The organism is Rhodococcus sp. NPDC047139, from assembly GCF_040643435.1.
Lineage (GTDB): Bacteria > Actinomycetota > Actinomycetes > Mycobacteriales > Mycobacteriaceae > Rhodococcus.
In genome coordinates, this window is sequence record NZ_JBEYUH010000007.1 from 1 (window position 1) to 16,837 (window position 16,837).

15 protein-coding genes, 1 pseudogene and 1 riboswitch are annotated in these 16,837 nt (G+C 67.8%); of the genes and pseudogenes, 11 read left to right on the top strand and 5 right to left on the bottom strand.

Annotation, left to right across the window (positions count from 1 at the left end; genetic code table 11):
* The 3 genes and pseudogenes from ABZ789_RS10785 to ABZ789_RS10795 all read left to right on the top strand — a co-directional run.
* Positions 1–120 (top strand): annotated as a pseudogene (locus ABZ789_RS10785) (glucose-6-phosphate dehydrogenase (coenzyme-F420)); the annotation flags it as partial.
* A 66-nt stretch (positions 121–186) separates the two neighbouring features.
* Positions 187–2,271 (top strand): phosphate acetyltransferase, encoded by a 2,085-nt coding sequence (gene pta, locus ABZ789_RS10790; RefSeq protein WP_358423170.1) that lies wholly within the window; start codon positions 187–189, stop codon positions 2,269–2,271.
* On the top strand, positions 2,268–3,482 hold the full coding sequence (locus tag ABZ789_RS10795; protein WP_358423173.1) for an acetate kinase: 1,215 nt from the start codon (positions 2,268–2,270) through the stop codon (positions 3,480–3,482). Before pta ends, ABZ789_RS10795 begins: the two co-directional genes overlap by 4 nt.
* A 6-nt stretch (positions 3,483–3,488) precedes the next feature.
* Here ABZ789_RS10795 and ABZ789_RS10800 read toward each other — a convergent pair whose 3' ends face one another.
* The 3 genes from ABZ789_RS10800 to ABZ789_RS10810 are packed head-to-tail and all read right to left on the bottom strand — an operon-like array spanning position 3,489 to position 8,110.
* Complete coding sequence (locus tag ABZ789_RS10800) at positions 3,489–5,792, bottom strand: tetratricopeptide repeat protein (protein WP_358423176.1); 2,304 nt, start codon at positions 5,790–5,792, stop codon at positions 3,489–3,491.
* 6 nt (positions 5,793–5,798) lie between these two features.
* The gene (locus ABZ789_RS10805) at positions 5,799–6,734 is read right to left on the bottom strand and encodes a glutamate ABC transporter substrate-binding protein (protein WP_358423877.1); all 936 of its coding nucleotides are present in this window, start codon (positions 6,732–6,734) and stop codon (positions 5,799–5,801) included.
* 23 nt (positions 6,735–6,757) lie between these two features.
* Positions 6,758–8,110, bottom strand: coding sequence for a hypothetical protein (locus tag ABZ789_RS10810; RefSeq protein ID WP_358423179.1), 1,353 nt, complete (start codon positions 8,108–8,110; stop codon positions 6,758–6,760).
* A 136-nt stretch (positions 8,111–8,246) separates the two neighbouring features.
* On the opposite strand from ABZ789_RS10810, the gene ABZ789_RS10815 reads away from it, so the two are divergent.
* A complete protein-coding gene (locus ABZ789_RS10815; protein ID WP_358423181.1) occupies positions 8,247–9,101 on the top strand; it encodes an NUDIX hydrolase in 855 nt (284 codons plus the stop codon).
* A 75-nt stretch (positions 9,102–9,176) separates the two neighbouring features.
* On the opposite strand, the gene thiE is transcribed toward ABZ789_RS10815, so the two are convergent.
* Complete coding sequence (gene thiE, locus ABZ789_RS10820) at positions 9,177–9,866, bottom strand: thiamine phosphate synthase (protein ID WP_358423184.1); 690 nt, start codon at positions 9,864–9,866, stop codon at positions 9,177–9,179.
* Positions 9,867–9,892: 26 nt separating this feature from the next.
* Positions 9,893–10,005, top strand: a riboswitch (TPP riboswitch).
* Positions 10,006–10,010: 5 nt separating this feature from the next.
* On the opposite strand from thiE, the gene thiO reads away from it, so the two are divergent.
* The 6 genes from thiO (at position 10,011) to ABZ789_RS10850 (ending at position 15,459) form a co-directional block, all read left to right on the top strand.
* Positions 10,011–11,066 (top strand): glycine oxidase ThiO, encoded by a 1,056-nt coding sequence (thiO, locus tag ABZ789_RS10825; RefSeq protein ID WP_358423879.1) that lies wholly within the window; start codon positions 10,011–10,013, stop codon positions 11,064–11,066.
* Positions 11,063–11,278, top strand: a complete 216-nt coding sequence (thiS, locus tag ABZ789_RS10830; protein ID WP_358423187.1) for a sulfur carrier protein ThiS — start codon at positions 11,063–11,065, stop codon at positions 11,276–11,278. The genes thiO and thiS overlap by 4 nt, the downstream gene beginning before the upstream one ends.
* The gene (locus ABZ789_RS10835; RefSeq protein WP_358423190.1) at positions 11,271–12,056 is read left to right on the top strand and encodes a thiazole synthase; all 786 of its coding nucleotides are present in this window, start codon (positions 11,271–11,273) and stop codon (positions 12,054–12,056) included. The genes thiS and ABZ789_RS10835 overlap by 8 nt, the downstream gene beginning before the upstream one ends.
* 150 nt (positions 12,057–12,206) lie before the next feature.
* Positions 12,207–13,136 carry an ABC transporter ATP-binding protein gene (locus ABZ789_RS10840; RefSeq protein WP_358423193.1) on the top strand — a complete coding sequence of 310 codons (930 nt, stop codon included), beginning with the start codon at positions 12,207–12,209 and terminating at the stop codon, positions 13,134–13,136.
* Positions 13,136–13,915 carry an ABC transporter permease gene (locus ABZ789_RS10845; RefSeq protein WP_358423196.1) on the top strand — a complete coding sequence of 260 codons (780 nt, stop codon included), beginning with the start codon at positions 13,136–13,138 and terminating at the stop codon, positions 13,913–13,915. Before ABZ789_RS10840 ends, ABZ789_RS10845 begins: the two co-directional genes overlap by 1 nt.
* A gap of 98 nt (positions 13,916–14,013) precedes the next feature.
* Complete coding sequence (locus ABZ789_RS10850; RefSeq protein WP_358423881.1) at positions 14,014–15,459, top strand: M20/M25/M40 family metallo-hydrolase; 1,446 nt, start codon at positions 14,014–14,016, stop codon at positions 15,457–15,459.
* A gap of 12 nt (positions 15,460–15,471) precedes the next feature.
* Here ABZ789_RS10850 and thiD read toward each other — a convergent pair whose 3' ends face one another.
* Entirely contained in the window at positions 15,472–16,317 is an 846-nt protein-coding gene (gene thiD / locus ABZ789_RS10855) for a bifunctional hydroxymethylpyrimidine kinase/phosphomethylpyrimidine kinase (RefSeq protein ID WP_358423199.1), read from the bottom strand.
* A 157-nt stretch (positions 16,318–16,474) separates the two neighbouring features.
* Between thiD and ABZ789_RS10860 the strand changes: the two genes are divergently transcribed.
* Positions 16,475–16,828: a GNAT family N-acetyltransferase gene (locus tag ABZ789_RS10860; RefSeq protein WP_358423202.1), complete on the top strand. Its 354-nt coding sequence runs from the start codon at positions 16,475–16,477 to the stop codon at positions 16,826–16,828.
* The last annotated feature ends 9 nt before the right edge of the window (positions 16,829–16,837 follow it).

Genomic DNA, 16,837 nt, shown 5'->3' on the forward strand with positions numbered 1-16,837 from the left:
GGGGCGTATGTGGAGGCCGGGTTGAATCATCTGGTGTTCCATGCGCCGGGGCATGATCAGAAGCGGTTCCTGGAGTTGTTCGAGCGGGACCTCGCACCCCGACTGCGCGCCCTCGCCTGATCCACGTCCTGCGATGTGGCGCGGGGTGCCCCTCCTGAAGGGGCGCCCCGCACTAGGGTGACATACATGAGCGTCGAGCCAGGTTCTGTATCGAGCATCTACATCGCAGGTCCCGAAGGGGACACCGGGAAATCGACCATCGCGCTGGGTGTACTGCAGACGCTGTGCGCCTCCACGGCCCGCGTCGGTGTCTTCCGGCCCATCGCGCGTTCCGACAGCGACACCGACTACATCCTCGAACTTCTGCTCGAACACACCACCGTCGACCTCGGTTACGAGGACTGCATCGGTGTCACCTACGACGCCGTGCACGACGACCCCGACAGGGCGCTCAGCGACATCGTGGGCAAATACCATGCGGTGGCCGACCGCTGCGATGCGGTCGTCATCGTCGGTAGCGACTACACCGAGATCGCGAATCCCAGCGAGTTGTCCTACAACGCCCGCGTCGCCGCGAACCTCGACGCGCCGGTCCTGCTCGTCCTGCGCGGTTCCCGTCGCACCCCGGCCGAGATCGCTCAGCTCGCTGCCGTGTGCGCGAGTGAACTCGCAGCACAACACGCCCACCTCGGTGCGGTCGTGGTGAATCGGTGCGATCCCGAAGCGCTCGACGAAGTGGCCGAGGCACTGGGCGAACGCAGAGAGCCGGTGTGGACGCTTCCCGAGGTTCCCTCCCTGGTCGCCCCGACGATGGCGGAACTGCAGACCGCAATCGACGGAGAGCTCTACAGCGGCGACCCCGACCTGCTGCAGCGTGAAGCGCTGCGCATCATGGTCGGTGGCATGACCGCCGAGCGCATTCTCGAGCGGCTCACCGAAGGCGTCGTCGTCATCGTCCCGGCCGACCGTTCCGACGTGATTCTCGCCCTCGTCAATGCCAATGCGGCCGAGGGGTTTCCGACGCTCACCGGCATCATCATGAACGGCGGGCTGCTGCCTCACCCGATGATCGCCCAGCTCGTCGCCGCCCTCAAGCCGTCGCTGCCGATCCTCACGACCGACCTCGGCACATTCGACACCGCTTCGGCTGCGGACCGCACGCGCGGGCGCATGGCCCTCGGTGCGCAGCGCAAGATCGACACTGCTCTCGCGCTGATGGAACGACACGTCGACTCTCATGCCCTCCTCGACCGGCTACGGCTGCCACGTCCGTCCGTGACGACTCCGCAGATGTTCGAATACCAACTCATCGACCGGGCGCGGACGCAACAACGGCACATCGTGCTGCCCGAGGGCGAGGACGACCGCGTCCTCCGGGCCGCAGGACGCGTACTCCAGCGAGGTATCGCGAAACTTACGATCCTCGGCGATGAGTCGGCTGTGCGGCAGCGGTCGGCGGAACTCGGCGTAGACCTGTCGGAGGCTCAGATCCTCGACCCCCGCACCTCCGAGTACGCAGACCGGTTTGCGGAGGAATACGCGCAATTGCGCGCTCACAAGGGCATGACTGTGGAACGTGCACACGAGATCATGCGCGACGTCTCGTACTTCGGCACGATGATGGTGCATCAGGGTCTCGCCGACGGCATGGTCTCGGGCGCAGCGCACACAACCGCTCACACGATTCGTCCCGCACTCGAGATCATCAAGACCGAACCCGGCGTGTCGACGGTTTCGAGCATCTTCCTGATGTGTCTCGCCGACCGCGTCCTCGCCTACGGCGACTGCGCTGTCGTACCGGATCCGACCGCCGACCAGCTCGCGGACATCGCGATCTCGTCGGCTGCGACCGCCGGCCGGTTCGGTATCGAACCCCGGGTCGCGATGTTGTCGTATTCGACCGGTGAATCCGGTTCTGGCGCCGACGTCGACAAGGTGCGTACCGCCACGGCGTACGTGCGGGAGCGGCGCCCCGACCTTCCGGTGGAAGGTCCCATCCAGTACGACGCAGCGATCGAACCGAAGGTCGCGAGTGCGAAGCTGCCCGACTCGGAGGTGGCCGGCCGCGCCACGGTATTCGTATTCCCCGACCTGAACACCGGTAACAACACCTACAAGGCCGTCCAGCGCAGTGCCGGCGCCGTCGCGGTCGGACCCGTACTTCAGGGATTGAACAAGCCGGTGAACGATCTGTCTCGCGGTGCCCTCGTTCAGGACATCGTCAATACCATCGCGATCACCGCGATCCAGGCGCAGGAGGAGCAAGCGTGACCCCTACGAACCCGGCCACCGCAGGCACAGTGCTGGTTCTCAACTCCGGTTCATCGTCGATCAAGTTTCAGCTGATCGAACCCGAGAGCGGGAAGTCTTTGGCACACGGTCTGATCGAACGTATCGGTGAGCCCGAGGGCAGGATCGTGTTCCACCACACGACAGGTGTGGACGAACGTATCGCGGAGATCCCCGATCACCGCGCCGGGCTGCGCACCGTGCTCGACATGCTCGAAGGGCTGGGCCGGCCTCTGCACGAGGTGGGAATCATCGCGGTCGGGCATCGTCTCGTCCACGGCGGCAAGGTGTTCTACGAACCGACACTCATCGACGACGACGTAGTGCGCGCCGTCGAGGAACTGTCGGTTCTCGCCCCCCTGCACAACCCGGCGAACGCGGTGGGTATGGAGGTGGCGAGGGAGGAACTGCCCGACGTACCACACGTGGGGGTCTTCGACACCGCTTTCTTCCACAGCTTGCCCGCGTACGCGGCGACCTATGCGATCGACCGCGACGTCGCGCGTGAGCACGACATCCGGCGATACGGATTCCACGGCACCTCGCACGAATTCGTCTCGCATCGCGCGGCAGAGTTTCTCGGTCGTGACATCACGGAGTTGAATCTCGTCGTGCTTCATCTCGGTAACGGTGCGTCGGCATCGGCGATCGCGGGTGGACGGCCGATCGACACGTCGATGGGCCTGACGCCCCTCGAAGGTCTCGTGATGGGAACGCGCAGCGGCGATATCGATCCGGGAGTCGTCATGCACCTCAACAGGGCGGCGGGCCTCGGTGTCGACGCCATCGACGACCTGCTCAACCGGCGTTCGGGCCTGAAGGGTCTGTCGGGTGTCAACGACTTCCGTGCCCTGCTCGATCTCGTCGGCGAGGGGGACGAGGACGCGCGACTCGCGTACGAGGTCTACGTGCACCGCATCCGGAAGTATTTGGGCGCGTACACCTTCGAACTCGGTGGGGTCGACGCGATCGTCTTCACCGGAGGAGTGGGCGAGAACAACGTCGATGTTCGGCGCGACAGCCTTGCGGGCCTCGACCGCCTCGGCATCGTCGTCGACGATGCCCGCAACACCGCCGACGGGCGCGGGGAACGCCGGATCTCGGCCGACTCCTCGCGGGTGGAGGTGCTCGTGGTGCCCACCAACGAGGAGCTTGCCATCGCCAGGGCCGCAGCGAAATTCGCCCGGACGTGACGTGGCTCAGGTGAGGCTGCGCGGACGGATCGCGTTCGCGAGGTCGACGAGGGCGTAGCGGTGGGTGCGGGTGGTGGCCTCGCGGGCGAGCTGCCGCAGGGCCGCCTCCACACCCAGGCGTAGCCCCTTCTCCGTGAACGGTGCGTCGAGGAGACGATCGTGATCGCGGCTCGATGTCTTTCCACTGCATACCCATTCGAGTGCGGTGCCGAGTACGAGTGCGCGCATCTGCAGAGCGCGTCCTTCGTCGCGTGGGAGCGATGCGATCCGGTGCGCGGCCTCTCGCAGGTCGCTCTCGGTGATTGTCTCGATGCGACCGCCGCGCAGCAGGACCAGCGCGGCGGTCATGGACGCAGCGCTGTGGTGCCGGGATGTCGTCGGGACTTCGTCGAGCACATCCACGGCGGCCCGGACCTCCCCGCGCGCGGTGAGTCTGCGTGCGAGTCCGAACGCGGCACTGACGACCGTATGATCTGTGCGCCACACGACCCGGTAGGAGTCCTCGCAGAAGCGCTCCCAGGCGGCGGGATCGTCGCTCTCCCAATGTTGCAGAGTCAGTTCGGCGGTGGCGGCCAGTGCGAGCTTCGGAGCGATCTCGCCGGGAAGCGCCTGCAGCACCTTGTCGAACCGGTCGAATGCCTTTTCGTAGTCGTCCTGGAGCAGGTCGGCGATACCGGCGTACCAGTCGATGCGCCAGTCGCCGCCGCTCTCGCGCTCGACGCGTGAGAGGATTTCGGCAGCGCTGTCGACCTGTGCGAGATCGAGATGGGCACGGACCTCTGCAAGGGCGATCTCTGGTGAGAACGACACGTCGGAGACACCGGCAACCTGCCCGGCGCCGTTCTGCCGGGCGTGCCGGATCGAGTCGAGGGTCTGCTGTGGTTCGCTGTGGACCGCCGCTGCGAGCAGCGCGGCACTCGGATCGTCGGGGTCCAGCAGCGGTACGGGCAGCGCTGCGGCAACATCCCGTCCCCGCAGTTTGGCGTCGCGTTCGACGCCGTCGGTGTACACGTCCGTGGGTACGAGTGCCTCATCGGTACCGAAGGTCGTACGTTGTGGGCTGAACAGGCCCGACAGGCCGGGATGCTCCGTGCCGAGCTTCTTCGACAGGATCTCCCTGAGCACTCCGGTGAGCTGGCCCTGCATCTCGTCTGCGGACGAGAAGCGCTGCCGAGGATCGGAATTCGTCGCACGCAGGAGGAGTCTGTGATACGAGTCGAACTCTGCGAGCAAGGGTGCCTGCTCGGGGGTGGGGAGCCCGTCGAGGTAGCGACCCTCGTTCGACGGCATGTCGAGGGTGAGCACCGCGAGAGTGCGGCCGACCGTGTAGATGTCGCTCGCGACCGTCGGCCCGGTGCGGACGATCTCGGGAGCCTGGAATCCCGATGTTCCGTACAGATGGCCGTAGCCCTCGATCGCGGAGACCGCCCCGAGGTCGATGAGCTCGATCTGTTCGTCGGTGACCATGATGTTCTCGGGCTTGAGATCGTTGTAGACCAGGCCGGTGTCGTGCAGATACTGCAATGCGGGAAGCACTTCGAGCATGTACGCGATGGCCTGCTCGACAGGAATACGGCTGGGCGGACGGTAGTCGTCGAGCACCGTGCGCAGGGTGTGGCCGCCCAGATACTCCATGACGATGTAGCCCATGGGTGTGCCGTCCGGCAGAGGGTGTTCGACGAAGTTGTAGATCTGCACGATGCTCGGATGGCTGACCTCCGCAAGGAACTGCTTCTCGGCCACCGCCACCGCCTGGGCTTCGGCATCGCCACCCTGCAGCAGACCCTTCAGGACCACCCAGCGATCGCTGACGTTGCGGTCGATCGCAAGGTAGATCCAGCCCAGGCCGCCGTGTGCGAGACAGCCCTGCACCTCGTACTGCCGAGCGACGAGGTCGCCGCGGTGCAGGGCGGGGGTGAACTCGAAGTGGGTTCCGCACTTCGGGCAGTCACCTTCGGTCGGTCCCGGACCGGACGCTGTGCTGCGGCCGACCGGTTCTCCGCATTTACAGCAGAACCGCTTTCCCTCCGCAACATGGGGATTGCGGAGAACCGCGTCGAGGGGGTCCTTCGCAGTGGGTACCGGCACATCGACGAGACCGGCGATCCTGCGGCCTCGCGTTCCGCGCACGCGGCGACTCGTCGACCGCTGGGAGGAGGGACCCGACCACATCGTGGCCCGTGGTGTGGAACCGGAGCGAGAGGGGGCGGGGCCGCGTTCGGTTGCGGACCCGGAGGGGTCCGTCGCCGGCGCCGTCGCGGGGCCCGGATCCTGGGGCGGACTGTCGTCCTGCCCGGGTTCGTCGATCATGTTCCGTCACTCCCGGTATCTCGGCGTCGGGGGTGACGGAACCGGACCGAGCACCCGGAGATACTTGTCGTACAGCGCCGTCCATGTACCGTCCGATCGGATCCGCTCGAGGGTGGCGTTGACGAACCGCACGAGATCGTCGTTGCCCTTCCGGATCCCGATTCCGTACGACTCGGAGCCCAGCGGAGGGCCGACGAGTTCGAGGTAGGGGTCCTGCGAGGCGAGACCGGCAAGGATGGTGTCGTCGGTGCTCACGGCGTCGACCTGCTGTTGCTGGAGTACGACGAGACAATCGGCCCACGAGGGCACGGCGAGGATCGACGCCGACGGCTGGACCTGCCGTGTCCGCTCCAGAGAGGTGGTGCCCTCGACGACGCATACCCGTCGCCCGGCGAGATCCGCGGCGGAGCGGATACCGGAACCCTTGACGACGAGTACCCGTTGCTGGGCGCGGAAGTACTCCGTCGAGAAATCGACCCTTTCCCGGCGGGGGCAAGTGATGCTCATCGTCTTCGCGACGATGTCGACCGTCGAATCCTGCAGCGCCTTCTCGCGTTCCGCCGAGCTCAGGATGCGGTATTCGACGAGGTCGGGATCGCCCACCAGATCGCGGGCGATCTCCCGCGCGATATCGACGTCGAAACCGGTGATCCGGCCCGTGGCGGGATCGCGGTAGCTCATGAGATTGCTGCCCGTGTCGAGTCCCACGACGAGCCGGCCGCGTGCCCGGATCCGCTCGATCGCGGGTCCTGTCGCGACCGGATCCGGCGGCAGTGACGCGGTCGCATCGACGCAGTCGGGTGCGGCCGGTGTGGACACCGAGGGCTCGACGAGTCGCGCGTTCTCGGGCAACGGGAGGGAGACCGACGTAACCGGCCGGCCGGGAGCCCGCGGCGGGGGATCGGTCGCACATCCGGTGGCGAGTGCGGCGAGGACACACATGCCCGCGGCGAGAACGCGCGTCCTCACTGGTACTCCTTCAACCGTCGCCACAGGCCGAACCAAACTCCGGCGAGTGCGGCTGTCAGCAGCACCGTCGACATCGGAGCGAGGGCGGTGAGTCTGCGCGAGGCGCGGAACTCGTTGTCGCGCAACTCCGTACGAGTTTCGTCGATCGCTGCTCCGATGGCCTCGTCCAGAGCGGCGAAACGGGCAGTGGATTCGTCGGGCTCGGAGCCGACTGCGAGGACCGTAGCGGCCGTGTAATCGCCACGCGTGAGCGCGTCCACCATGCGCGCGTGCGAATTGATCCAGGCTTCGTGCGCGGAACGGGCGGCGGCGACCGAGTCGGATCCGGCTTCGAGATCGGAGTCGCGCACATACTCGTCGAGAATGTCACCGAGCCGGGCCATGTTGGTCTCGAACGTGGCGTCGTAGGCGCCGGTCGCATCGCGCCGGGCGAGCAGCAGGGTTTCGGCCGTGCGCGACTGCTGGGCCAGGATGCGTCCCTCCGTGAGAGCAGCGAGCGGCTCGGCGCCCTCTTCGACGGCGCGTTCGGTCGCACCCGACGATGCCAGGCCTGCGACGAGCATCCAGCACAGGAGGACACCGGTCGCGGCGATCGCGGCGATGATTCCGAGATTCAGGGTGCGGCGGCAGATTCGGCTCACGAAGACATGGGCCCCGCACAGAGCAAAGACCGTGACCAGCAGCAACCCGATCGCGAGCCACGGCGGCCTCACGGCGTCACGCTGGGTGTCCTCGACGGCGGCGATACCACGCGTGTGCAGTGCCTGCGCTGCCGGAAGCAGTTCGGTCTGCATCAGGTACGACGCCTCGCCCAGATAGGCGGCACCGACGGGATGGCCGCTGCGGTTGTTCGCCCGTGCCGTCTCGATCAATCCGGTGTAGACCGGCAACAGGCGTCCGATTTCGGTCAGATCGTCGGCCGTGTCGCGGTCGGCGTCCGTCAGACCCGTCGCCGCGATGATCAGATACTCCGCAGCCTCGCTCGTCGCCCGAACGTAGCGATCGCGCACCGCTGCGGGTTCGAGGCCCCCCGAGATGAAACCCGTCACCGCGGCGGCATCGGCCACCGACAGCGCGCTGTAGAGATTCTGGGCGGCACTCGCGAGCGGCTCGACGGATGCCAGGAGCCGGTCGTGGGTGGCCTGCCGCCCCGCGACCGTGCTCGCGGACACCGCGGCCGACACGCCGAGCAACATCGTGAGGATCGCCCCGAGAGCGAGCAACCGTGCCGGGGTCGATCGCAGCACGGCACGGAACTCGTCGAACCGGACGTCCGCGGTGTCCGGATCGGCGGTCTCCCTCACGCGGCTCTCGAGCGGAGCGAAGGGAGGAGTGAAACGTACATCCACGGCGCCCCCTTTCTCGTGTCGGCCGGTCCGAGGGGAGCATATAAGCAGCCCGGCGGTATCGTTTCCGTCCACGGACAGGGTGGTCCGATGCCCGGGGCTCGGGTCCGTACCGGACCGGATCGGAGAGGCGGACGCAATGCGGGGAGACGGGGACGGCTGGACGGTCGGACCGGACGGCGGGAAGCGCTGGGGACGGCACGGCGCCGCCGGTCTGCTGCTGCGTGCGCCCTTGGCCGACGGCCGGCCGGCGGTACTCCTGCAGCACCGAGCGGCGTGGAGCCATCAGGGCGGAACCTGGGCGCTCCCCGGCGGTGCCCGCGACTCCCACGAGAGCACCGTCGACGCGGCCGTGCGAGAGGCGCACGAGGAAGCCGGGATCGACGTGGCGGCGGTGTCGGTCCGCGCCGAACGGATCACCTCCGGTTTGCCCGGCGGGTGGACCTACACCACCGTCGTCGCCGACGCCACCGAAAGGCTCGCCACCAGCCTCAACCAGGAGAGCACCGAACTGCGCTGGGTGCCGGAACCGGAGGTCGAGACGATGCCGCTGCACAGTGGCTTCGCTGCCTCGTGGCCGTCCTTGCGCACCTTGCCGGTGCGGATGCTGCTCGACACCGCGAACGTCCTCGGGGCGAACGGTCCCACCGGGTGGTGGCGCGACCGCCCCGGAGCGACGAGCGTTCTGCTTGCCGACCTCGCGGCCGTGCTGCCCCGCACGGTCGAATTCTCGGACGGATCGTTCGGGTGGGTTCCCCGCGTCGAGGCGGTGCTCGAAGGGCAGGCCCGCGGTGCGACGATCGATGACGTCCGCATTCCCGTGCACACCGCGAACGGTAGCGGCGACGACGAACTGGCCCGGCTCGCCGAGACCACGGCGACCGCGCTCGACCCCGGGGTGACGGTCGTGGTCACCGCCGACCGAGGGCTGCGCGCGCGGTTACCGGAGGGCACGATCGCGATGTCGCCGTCGGATGTCCTGTCCTGGCTGTAGCCGCACCGATCAGGCCGGCAGGGCCGCCTTCAGTGCCTCCGATCAGGCCGGCAGGGCCGCCTTCAGTGCCTCCGATCAGGCCGGCAGGGCCGCCTTCAGTGCCTCCGCTGCTGCCCGCGGATCGGAGGCCTTCGTGATCGCTCGCACCACCGCAACGCGCGTGGCACCTGCGTCCAGCACCTCGGGAAGTCGCTCGAGATCGATGCCGCCGATCGCGAACCACGGGCGTGCCGGCTGCGACTGCGCGACCTCGCGCGTCACCTCCAATCCCGCGGCGGTACGGCCCGGTTTGGTCGGTGTGTCCCAAACCGGCCCGGAGGCGAAGTAGTCCACGCCCTCCTCGATGTCGGCGAGCGCGGCCTGCGCCCGGCTCGACGTCGAGCGGCCGATGACGATCTCGTCGCCGAGGATCTGCCGCGCGTGCCGCACCGGCAGGTCGCCCTGGCCGAGGTGCAGGATGTCGGCGCCGGCCGCGAGTGCGATGTCGGCCCGGTCGTTGACGGCGAGAAGCGCTCCGTGGCGAGCACACGCCGCACCGATGACCTCGAGGGCGGCGAGTTCCTCACGTGCCTCGAGGCGTCCGAACTTCTTCTCGCCGGCCGAGTCCTTGTCACGCAATTGGACGATGTCGACCCCGCCGGCGAGCGCCTCCTCGACGAACCGCGCGAGATCGCCGGTGTCGCGGCGGGCGTCGGTGCACAGATACAACCGGGCGGTCGCGAGTCGGCCGCGCGGGTCGGGGTGGTTGCCGCGATAGGTGGTCACGAACAAGACGGTAGCCTCTAGGGAGAAGGTGACGACACGGGAGTCCCGGGGATCGCGGGGCTGAGAGGGGGCTTGCCGGCCCCGACCGTTATGACCTGACCCGGATCATGCCGGCGCAGGGAGTGAGGGGGAACAGTGGCGACTGTGGCCGTCGTGGGTGGCGGAGTGATCGGACTGTCGATCGCCTGGCGCGCAGCACGAGCAGGGCACATTGTGACCGTCCACGACCCGAATCCGGGTGGTGGAGCCTCGTGGGTGGCCGGCGGAATGCTGGCACCGTTGTCCGAGGGCTGGCCAGGTGAGGATCACGTCCTGTCGCTGGGTGCGGCCTCGCTCGACCGCTGGCCCGGTTTCGCGGATGCGCTGCGCGCGGAAACCGAGGTGGACGTGTTCACCGCCGAGGCGTCCCTGACCCTCGCGCTCGACGCGGCGGACGCCGCCGACCTGCGGACCGTGGCCGAATGGGTCCAGGCGAGGGGGCACGAGATGCGGTTGCTCTCGCGTTCCGAGATCCGTGAACTCGAACCTTCTCTCGGGCCGCGTGTCCGCCTGGGATTGCTCGCCCCCACCGAAATGTCGGTGGACAACCGGGCGCTCGTCGACGCACTACGCGTAGCGGCCACCGAATCCGGTGTGCGTTTCTCGGATGCCGTGGTGCACGATCTCGCCGACCTTCGCGACGACCAGTTGGTGCTCGCGGCCGGTGCGGCGTCGGCGCGATTGTGGCCCGGACTTCCGGTGCGACCGGTCAAAGGGGAGATCCTGCGTCTGCGGGTGCGGCCGGGCGCGACTCCGCCGCCGCAGCGGACGGTGCGTGCGAGCGTGCACGGGCGACCCGCCTATCTGGTTCCCCGCCACGACGGTCTCGTGGTCGGTGCGACGCAGTACGAGGCATCCGACACGCAGGTCACGGTGGCGGGAGTGCGCGATCTGATATCCGATGCCGAGACGGTCTTCCCGGCGCTCGGTGAGTACGAACTGTTCGATGCGAGTGCGGGACTGCGCCCGATGACCCCGGACAACCTGCCGCTCATCGGCCGGCTCTCCGATCGCGTGATCGCCGCGACCGGGCACGGTCGCAACGGGGTGCTGCTGACCCCGCTCACCGTCGACGCGGTGCTCGCCGAACTCGGCGGGCAGTCGCTCTCCGACGCGAAGCACGCCTGTCCCCGACGAATTACGGAAGCGAGTGTGGGATGACGAACGAGGTGTCCGTGGGTATCACCGTCAACGGTGAGGACAAGTACTACGACACGGCGCCGACCGTGTCGCAGTTGCTGAACGAACTCGGTCTGCCCGAGAAGGGGATCGCGGTCGCCGTCGACGGCGTCGTGTTCCCGCGTGGACGCTGGTCGGAACCGGTCGGCCGTGGTGCGACCATCGAGATTCTCACGGCGGTGCAGGGTGGCTGAGACGTACGATTCCGGCGCCGATCTGCCGAAGCTGACCATCGGCGGCCGCACCTTCGGGTCGCGGCTGATCACCGGTACGGGCGGCGCGGCGAACCTGGCCGTGCTCGAGGAAGCACTCGTCGCGTCGGGCACCGAGCTCACCACCGTCGCGATGCGCCGCGTCGACGCGGCGTCCGGGACCGGTGTCCTCGACCTGCTGCGCCGCCTCGGAATCGAGCCGCTACCGAACACCGCCGGTTGCCGCGGCGCGAAGGAAGCGGTGCTGACCGCGCAACTCGGCCGGGAGGCGCTCGAAACCGACTGGGTGAAACTCGAGGTCATCGCCGACGAGCGCACCCTGCTTCCCGACGCCATCGAACTCGTTTCCGCAGCAGAGCAACTCGTCGACGACGGATTCGTCGTCCTGCCCTACACCACCGACGATCCGGTTCTCGCACGACGGCTCGAGGATGTCGGCTGCGCCGCAGTGATGCCCCTCGGTTCGCCTATCGGCACCGGCCTCGGTATCTCGAACCCGCATCACATCGAGATGATCGTCGAAGCGGCGGGCGTACCGGTGATCCTCGACGCCGGGATCGGCACTGCGTCCGATGCCGCACTCGCGATGGAGCTCGGATGCGACGCAGTCCTGCTCGCCACCGCCGTCACCCGCGCGAAGGATCCTGCGCTGATGGCCTCGGCGATGCGGCACGCCGTCGACGCAGGTTTCCGTGCGCGGCATGCCGGACGGATCCCGAAGCGCTTCTGGGCGCAGGCATCATCGCCTCTGGAGCCGTGACGGGCCGGGTCCGGCTCGCCGAGCGGACCGGCCGTCCGAGCATTCCGGTCACGACGGCAGTGTTCGTCCTCCGACGGCGCTGCGTCACACGGTGTGTCGGACGGTAGGCGCGGGATCGGCTCCTGCCCGGCCGCACGTAGGGTAGGGCGCATGATCGAAGTGACCGGCTTGACCAAGACCTTCGGGTCCACGACCGCGGTCGACGACCTGACGTTCACGGTTCGCCCCGGCATCGTCACCGGCTTCCTCGGCCCCAACGGGGCAGGGAAGTCCACCACGATGCGCATGATCCTGGGGCTGGACCGGCCGACCTCGGGAACCGCATTGATCGAAGGCAAGCCGTATCGCCAACTGACGCGGCCGCTCACGACGGTCGGGGCCCTGCTCGACGCGAAATGGGTGCATCCCAATCGGTCCGCGCGCTCCCATCTCGCATGGTTGGCGGCGTCGAACGGCCTGCCTTCCTCGCGGGTGGACGAGGTCCTGCGGCAGGTGGGCCTGACGGAGGTCGCAGGTAAGCGCGCGGGCGGCTTCTCCCTCGGTATGTCGCAGCGGCTCGGTCTCGCCGCAGCACTGCTCGGGAACCCGCGAGTGCTGCTGTTCGACGAACCTGTCAACGGTCTCGACCCCGAGGGCATCATGTGGATCCGGCGCTTCATGCAGGCGCTGGCCGCTGAAGGCCGCACGGTGCTCGTGTCCAGCCACCTGCTGTCGGAGATGGCGCAGACCGCCGACCATCTGGTCGTCATCGGTCGCGGACGGCTCATCGCGGATACCTCGGTGAAGGAGTTCGTCGACCGGGCAGCGGACTCGTTCGTCGTGGTGCGCAGTCCCCAACTCGAGCAACTGCGTACGGCTCTCACCGAAGGCGGGTACAGCGTCCGGGAGGACGACGGTGCCCTGCACGTCGCGGGAGCCCGGGCGGCGGAGATCGGGGAGCTCGCTGCGGCACGGTCGATCGTGCTGCACGAACTCACCGGCCGTGACGCCTCGCTCGAGGAAGCGTTCATGAAACTCACCGGTGGCGAGGTCGAGTACCACGGCTCCGGAGCCGACGACGTCATGAAGGGTGGGCTGTGATGAGCACGGCGCTCGATACGCTGCGGGCCGAACGGATCAAGCTCACGACGGTGCAGTCACCGCTGTGGTGCACCGTCGTGATCGTGGCCCTGGGGCTGGGGCTGGCCGCGATTCTCGGATCGGTCTCACGCGCCTCGGTGGGATTGGACGACGACATGGGACGCTTCTATCCCACCGTGGATGCCGCAGTCAGCGGCGTCACCGGTTTCGGCGTGCTGGTCCTCATGATCCTCGCCGCCCTGTCGGTCACGAGCGAGTACCGCTTCGGGGTCATCCGCACGACCTTCCAGGCCACTCCGAACCGTCCTCTGCTGCTGACGATGAAAGCCCTGCTCATCGGCGTTTTCGGAGCCGTGCTGACGCTTGTGGTCTCGCTCGGAGCCTTCTATCTCGCGAAGACGTTGGCCGGACCGGATGCCGGTCGGGAGCTCGTGCTCAGCGGGGACACGGCCTGGCGTGCGGTCTACGGCACGTCGATCTACGCGCTGCTGTGTGTCTTCCTCGCGATCGGTGTCGGCACACTGCTGCGGCAGTCCGCGGGCACGATTGCCCTGCTCATGCTGTGGCCGCTGCTCCTCGAGTCGTTGTTCGCGCTGTTCGGCTCGGTGGGGCGCGAGATTCAGCCGTTCCTGCCGTTCGCGAACGCGAACAACTTCCTCGGTATGAGTCAGGGAATCGAATTCCACTGGGGTCCTTGGGGATCGATCGTGTACTTCGCTGCCTTCTCGCTTCTGGTGTTCGCTGTTTCGCTCGTGGTGGTCGACCGCCGCGACGCGTGAGCTCCGCACCGCCCGCACTGCGCCGCCCGGATTGCCGGTGCGGCGCAGTGCTTTTTTTGTACTCTCGAACGATGGCACGGGTGGAGGCGAAGTACGGCATGCGGGGAGCGACTCTGATCGCCGCCGGGGTGCTCCTGCTCTCGGGATGTTCCGAAGGGGTGGCGCAACCCCCATCGCTGGATCCGTCCGCGCTGGCCGACTCCGTGCAGATCGATGCCGTCACGGGGCACCTCGCGGAACTCGAACGGATCGCCGGCGAGAACGGTGGCAACCGCGCGCTCGGTACCTCGGGTTACGACGCGAGCGTCGACTACATCGCCGGCGCCCTCCGGGGTGCCGGATTCGATGTGCAGACACCGGACTTCGACGCCACGCTGTTCGAGGTCGAGAACGAGCAGCTCACCGTCGACGGCGAGCCGATGGAGGTTCGTGCACTCGGCATGTCGCCGTCGACCGGGCCGGGCGGACTCACCGCGCGCGTCGTGCGGATCGCTCCCGACGAGACCCCTGGTTGTGAGCCGACGGATTACGACTCCGTCGACGCCGCCGGTGCCGTGGTCGTCGTCGATCGTGGAGTGTGCACCTTCGCCGTCAAGGAACAGGTTGCCGCCGACCGGGGAGCGGCCGGGTTGCTCGTCGCCAACAACGAGGACGGGCCGCTCGCCGCCGCCGGACTCGGTGCCGATGCACGGCCCCGGATCCCGGTGGGCGGCGTCGCCGGGACGGACGCGGATCGCCTTGCCGCCGCGTCCACCGTCACGATGACACTCGAGACCCGCACCGAGGAACAGCGTTCGCGCAATGTGATCGCCCAGACCCGTACCGGTTCGACCGACGACGTGGTCGTCGTCGGCGCGCACCTCGACAGCGTCCCCGAGGGGCCGGGCATCAACGACAACGGAACCGGGGTGGCCGCCGTCCTCGAGACCGCGCTGCAACTCGGCAGCGCACCGGGTGCGACGAACGCCGTGCGGTTCGCGTTCTGGGGCGCCGAGGAGGTCGGGCTGGTCGGGTCGAGCAGGTACGTCGAGTCGCTGTCCGACGACGAACGCCTCGACATCGCCCTCTACCTGAACTTCGACATGCTCGGCTCACCCAACGCCGGCTATCTGGTGTTCGACGGCGACGACTCCGATGCGGTCGGCGAAGGACCCGGTCCGGAAGGCTCGGCAGGCATCGAACGGACCTTCGCGCGGTTCTTCGGCGACCGTGGGATCGACGTCGACGGCACGGATTTCGACGGGCGCTCCGATTACGGCCCGTTCGTCGCCTTCGGTATCCCCGCAGGCGGGGTCTTCACCGGTGCCGAGGACGTCAAGACGGCCGAGCAGGCCGCCGAGTGGGGCGGCACCGCCGACGAACCCTTCGATCCGAACTACCACACTCCCGAGGACACTCTGGCCGATATCGATCGCGACGCGCTCGCGGCGGCGGCCTCCTCCGTCGCCTACGGCACGGGGGTCTACGCGCTGTCGGTCGTGGGACCCGATGGGGTTCCGACCGGCGAACAACGGGCGCAGGCGCGGGCCGAGTTCACCGAATGAGCGGACTCGGGCTCACCTCTCGTGCAGGCGCCACAGCGGATTCACAGGACCGTGGCCGTGGCCGAGATCGTACGACCACTCGAGGCACTTGGTGATCCATTCCTTCGCGAACTCCACGGCCTCGGGCACCGACCTGCCGTTTGCGAGGGCCGAGGTGATGGCGGCCGCGAGTGTGTCGCCACCGCCGTGATCGTTGCCGGTTTCGATCCGCGGGGTGCTGAACTCGAGAAAGCGGTCGCCGTCGAAGAGCAGATCGGTGCTCGTCTCCGAACTACGTAGATGTCCGCCCTTGACGATCACCCACTGAGCGCCGAGGGCATGGAGAGCTTCGGCGGCGCGACGGGCCGAGGCGTCGTCGACGACCTCGATGCTCGTGATCAGCCGTACCTCATCGAGGTTGGGTGTGACCACGGTGGCAAGGGGGACGAGGACACCCCGGATCGCATCGAGCGCGTCGGAGTGCACCAGCGGGTCGCCGTGCATCGACGCGCACACCGGGTCGACGACGAGCGGTACCTGCCGGTCGCGGCCGATGCCCACCTCACAACACACCTCGGCGACGGCCTCGATGATCTGGGTGGAGGCGAGCATGCCCGTCTTCGCCGCCGAGACACCGATGTCCTCGACCACACACCGCACCTGATCGGCCACAGTTGCTGCAGGGATCTCGTGGAACCCTCGAACTCCTACGGAGTTCTGGACGGTCACGGCCGCCACCGCGACGCATGCGTGCACACCGCACATCGCCATCGTGCGCGAGTCGGCCTGGATGCCGGCTCCACCGCCGGAGTCGGTGCCGGCGATGGTGAGTGCTCGAACCGGGGTCTCGCCTCGGGGCGACAAGGGCAGAAGTTCCACGCAGACACCCTACCGAGAGGGTGCTCGATCACCGCGCGGCCTGCGCCACGACAACCATCGATCCCGACATGCGACAACGTTGACGGCAGTCCGTGCATGTGTGTTCTATAGTGGCACAGGTCACAGTTCGATTACGGCATCACCCTTGGAGGCGCTCATGAACACGAGTTCGCCGGACCTCGAAGTGTCGGACAACTCCGACCAGAACCGGTTCGAGTTGCGCCTCAACGGAGATCTCGTAGGAATCCTCGGCTACTACGACTTCGAGCGCGTCACCGCTCCCAACCCGCCGGTCGTCGACTTCATGCACACCGTGATCGTCGAGGACTTCGGCCACCGTGGCCTCGCGGCCGTCCTCGTGGGCGGTTCTCTCGATCTTGCGCGCCGGCGGGGCTGGCGGGTGCGACCGGTGTGTACCTATGTGCAGCGGTATCTCGCCTCGCACGAGAACTACCGCGACATCGTCGTTCGGCTCGAGCCGCAGCGCCCGGTGCCGGCCCGTAAGGGCTGAACCGTCCGC